Source organism: Halomonas halmophila, assembly GCF_006540005.1.
Taxonomy (GTDB): domain Bacteria; phylum Pseudomonadota; class Gammaproteobacteria; order Pseudomonadales; family Halomonadaceae; genus Halomonas; species Halomonas halmophila.
The window spans coordinates 1-4,068 of the sequence record NZ_BJOC01000064.1 but is presented as its reverse complement, the minus strand read 5'-3'; the positions used below and the strand labels follow the sequence as shown (position 1 = coordinate 4,068).

The 4,068-nt window shown below is 61.1% G+C and carries 5 protein-coding genes; 2 read left to right on the top strand and 3 right to left on the bottom strand.

Translation table 11 applies throughout. The features are described 5' to 3' along the window. Positions 1-388: sugar-binding domain-containing protein (locus tag HHA01_RS14550; protein WP_218023821.1), on the top strand; the 388-nt coding region annotated here is incomplete at its 5' end. Positions 389-414: 26 nt separating this feature from the next. Here the strand turns inward: HHA01_RS14550 and HHA01_RS14545 are convergent. Together HHA01_RS14545 and HHA01_RS14540 are read right to left on the bottom strand one after the other, a co-directional pair. Beyond that, positions 415-1,185: a triose-phosphate isomerase family protein gene (locus tag HHA01_RS14545; RefSeq protein WP_141322004.1), complete on the bottom strand. Its 771-nt coding sequence runs from the start codon at positions 1,183-1,185 to the stop codon at positions 415-417. Between the two features lie 18 nt (positions 1,186-1,203). Further along, entirely contained in the window at positions 1,204-2,934 is a 1,731-nt protein-coding gene (locus tag HHA01_RS14540; RefSeq protein WP_141322001.1) for a dihydroxyacetone kinase family protein, read from the bottom strand. A 407-nt stretch (positions 2,935-3,341) separates the two neighbouring features. Here HHA01_RS14540 and rpiB point away from each other — a divergent pair, with 407 nt between their 5' ends. Further along, positions 3,342-3,800 carry a ribose 5-phosphate isomerase B gene (gene rpiB / locus HHA01_RS14535; protein ID WP_141321998.1) on the top strand — a complete coding sequence of 153 codons (459 nt, stop codon included), beginning with the start codon at positions 3,342-3,344 and terminating at the stop codon, positions 3,798-3,800. Here rpiB and HHA01_RS14880 read toward each other — a convergent pair. After that, the coding region (locus tag HHA01_RS14880) for a hypothetical protein (RefSeq protein ID WP_218023820.1) at positions 3,750-4,068 on the bottom strand (319 nt) is incomplete at its 5' end. The genes rpiB and HHA01_RS14880 overlap by 51 nt on opposite strands.

Sequence of the window (4,068 nt, the reverse complement as noted above, 5' to 3'; positions counted from 1 at the left end):
TGCACGGCGGGCCGATACTGCCTTGATCGGGGTGGGGGACCTCAGCGAGGACAGCAACATGGTGCGCATGGGCTGGTTCTCGCCTCAGGAGATTGCCGAGGCGCGCCTGTCGGGCACGGTGGGTGACATGATGGGCTATGACTTTATCGACTTCCATGGTCAGCCAGCGCACACGCCCATGCAGGGACGTGTTATCGGACTGACCATCGCGGATCTGGCGCGCATCCCCGATGTCGTTGCCATTGCCAGCGAGAACACCAAGGCGGCCGGTATTCTAGGAGCGCTGCGAACGGGCGTGATCGATACGCTGGCGACCAGCGCCACCAATGCGCACACCATACTGCGCCTGGATGAGGCGACCCGGGCCGACGACCAGTTGGATCGATAGTCCAACATGGGTGCTGTGGTCGCTATTCAGCGCGGTGTGGCCAGCATCGAAGCCTCATTGATCACGGATTCATAGGCGGCCGGGTCGTGGGCAAAGCGCCCCAGGAATAACCCGTCAGCTTGTCCTGCCAGTCGCGTCAGTAAACCGGGGCCCGCGCTGCCGCCATAGATGATGCTGGCGGCGGGGTGCGAGTCCATGTGCTCGCGTAGCCCCTGGCAGACGCTGGCAATATGTTCGAGTGAAGCAGGTTCTGACGCGCCGATGGCCCAGTGTGGCTCATACGCTATGACGATCGGCTGTTGTCGTTGGGTCGGCGTGGCTCGCGACAGCGCGTTGTCGATCTGGGCGCGACAATCCGCGATGGCCGCTGCGGGCGTGCCATGCTCGGTTTCGCCGATGCAGAGCACCGGGGTCAGTTGATGTTCCAGCGCGACTTGTACCTTGGCGGCTACGGTGGTGGCGTCTTCGCCGAACAGTCGCAGACGCTCGGCATGTCCGATCTCGACATGGCTGCACCCCATCTCCGCCAGCATGGCGCCACTCACCTCGCCTGTATAAGCGCCGTAGGCTGATTGGTACAGATTCTGGCCGCCCACGCCTACCGGGCTGTCGGCAAAAATATCGAGTACCGGCGCGATGGCCGGGAAGCTGGGTAGCACAAACAACGATACCCGGCCATCGAGGACGGCCGGATGTTGTGTCAGTGAGGCGGCAACGTTGCGGCACCATGTCAGCGTCTGGGCATAGCCGAAGTACATCTTGAAGCTGATGCCCAGCGTAATGGGAGAGTGTGGCATGACAATCCTGGCTGGTGATTAGCCTTGATGGCGCTTGATCACATCGTGAACCGTGTTAACGATCATGGCGAGGGACTTGGCGCCCGGGTCAGGCGTTCCACGACTCTTCTCGGCGAGCGGACGGGCGCGCCCGATTTGAGGAATCATGTCGGCTGTTGCCTCGGCGGCTTCGGTGGCTGCCGCGGCGGCTTTGCCCCAGGCGCTGGCCAGGTTGTCACCGTCCTTGACCTGCTGCTCCAGCGTGGCGCTGAACGGAAGCAGGGCATCGACCAACGTCTTGTCGCCTGCCTTGGCCTTGCCAAAGTTCATGACATCCGATCTTGCCTTGGTCAGTGCCTGAGCGTAGTGATCCGCTGTCGGTTTGTCGTGATCGCCGAGAGTCGAGCTCAGGGCGTTGAGCATGACACCCCAGATGGCGCCGGACGTACCGCCTGCGCGGTCGGCCCAGGCCTCGGCGGCCAGATGTAGCAGTGTGCCGGCACCGGCGTTGCGGGTCAGCGCCTGGTTGGCGGCCTCGGATGCCGCGACAACGCCGCGCTGCATGCCGATACCGTGATCGCCGTCACCGGCGATGGCGTCAAGACGTCCGAGCTCTTCGGCATTATCATCGATGAGCTTGCGTACGGCGCCCAGGGCCTCGTTGATACAGTGAGCGGCTTCGGCAGACGCCTCGCTGGCCGGTGGAATGGCTTCTTCATCAGGGATATCGAGCTTGGAGGCGTCGATGGGGGCGGCCGGTTTCAGGCTGCCCTTGCGATAGGCCGGGCTATTGACTGGTGCTCTCCATAGACGCTCAAGCTCATCATCGAGCCAGAACAGGGTCAGCGACGCGCCGGCCATGTCCAGGCTGGTGACCAGCTCGCCGACCTCAGGTTCGATGGTGTCGATGCCCGCCTTTTCGAGCAGTTGGCTCACCCGGCGGTAGACCACGAAAAGCTCTTCGTACTTGATGGAGCCCAGTCCGTTGAGCAGGACGGAAGCGCGCGCACCATTGGCACTGGCAACGCCATCCGGGATTTCCTCAAGGAGATGCGATACCAGTAGCTCCGCCAGCTCGTCCGCACTGGGCACCGCTTGTTCACTGATGCCCGGCTCGCCATGAATGCCCAGGCCGACCGCCATCTTGCCCTCCGGGACATGAAATAAGGCATCGTCCGCACCCGGCAGAGTGCAGCCATCGAAGGCCACGCCCATTGAGCGAGTGCGCAAGTTGGCGGCACGACTGACGCGAGTTACCTCTTCCAGCGAGTACCCTTCTTCTGCGGCCGCGGCGGCGGTCTTGAATACCGTCAAGTCACCTGCGATGCCGCGCCGCTTCGGCAGCTCGGCGTGGCTGGCACTGGAAATGTCGTCGGTGACCTCCACGACCTCGCAGGGAATCCCCTCACGAATCAAGCGCTCGCGGGCTTGGCCGAAGTGCAGCACATCCCCTGCATAGTTGCCGAAGCTCAGCAGTATACCGCCACCATTATTGGCCGCCTTGCAGACGTTGTAGACCTGTTGGGCGGAAGGCGATGCGAACAGGTTGCCCATCACGGCGCCGTGTGCCAGCCCTTGCCCGACGAGACCGGCAAAGGCCGGGTAGTGACCAGAGCCGCCACCGATGACCACGGCGACAGTGCCCGGCTCGCTACGCGTGCTGCGGATGACGCCGCCGGGAACTTGGCAGACGTGTTGCGCATGGGCTGCGACAAAGCCTTCGGTGGCTTCATCGACGAATTTCACAGGGTCGTTGTATAGACGTGTCATGACCGATGCTCCCGGTTTGATGACTGATCTTGAAAGCCCGTCCGGCAGAGGGGCTGTCCATGTAGTTGGATCTTCTGACAAGAGGACTGGCCGTGAAAATATGATCCAATGTTGTTCATATGCTTCACGCATGGTGTCAGGTCTCATCATAGCGATGGTGAAGGCCACGGAAATGCGACTTTGGTGGTGTTGTGGGTGATTTTTGTTGAGTTTGACGGCGTTTGCACGTGTGTCTTGCAACGCTAGATGCCCGTTCTGTGAGAATTTTTTAGGCCATTGGCCCATTTTTTGTGATCATTTGGAATTATGTTGTTCATGTGAGCATTGCCGGTCTATGATGTTGCCAGCGGTTACCGCGGCCATGAGGTGCCGGGTATCCATCCCAAAGTTGGCAACGCGAGGTGAGTATGGCTGAGAAGTGGAAAGTTGCTCTCGGGTGTGATGAAGCTGCCTATGACATGAAGCAGGCGCTGGTCGCGCATATTCAGTCACTGGGGTACGACGTGGAAGACTTCGGCACCCATGACGCCAAGCCGGTGCTGTATCCCGATGTGGCGCTTGAAGTGGCCCAGGCGGTGTCTGAGGGGCGGGTCGATCGCGGCGTGCTGATCTGTGGCACAGGGATTGGAGTGGCGATTTCCGCCAACAAGGTGCTGGGCATTCGCGCGGCGCAGGCGCATGACACCTACTCCGCAGAGCGTGCGCGCAAGAGCAACGATGCGCAGATTGTCACCATGGGGGCCCGTGTCATTGGTATCGAGTTGGCCAAGGTGATTGCTGAAACCTTCCTGAGCAGCGAGTTCTCTGGTGGAAGCTCACAGGCCAAGGTGGATCGCATAGCGGCATATGAGCGTGACGGTCGCTGAGCCCGTGGGCGAAAAGGGGGAGTTGGTTGGCCTGGATAAAGCTGCCGGAGAAGTTGCCTGAATATCCATCAACGCCGTCAGGTTCTTCCGACGGCGTTTCTGCTGGCGTGCCAATTCGAGGTGTTTCCCCGGTATCTCCAGCATAGCGGTGGTATTCATCATCATGGGCGTGGGGCTCTGGTGGCGCCATGGGCTGGTCAGGATGGGGCCTTGCTGGCGGCTTTGAGGTGGCGACCCTTCCATGAATATAGTGTCGAAAGAGGCAGCC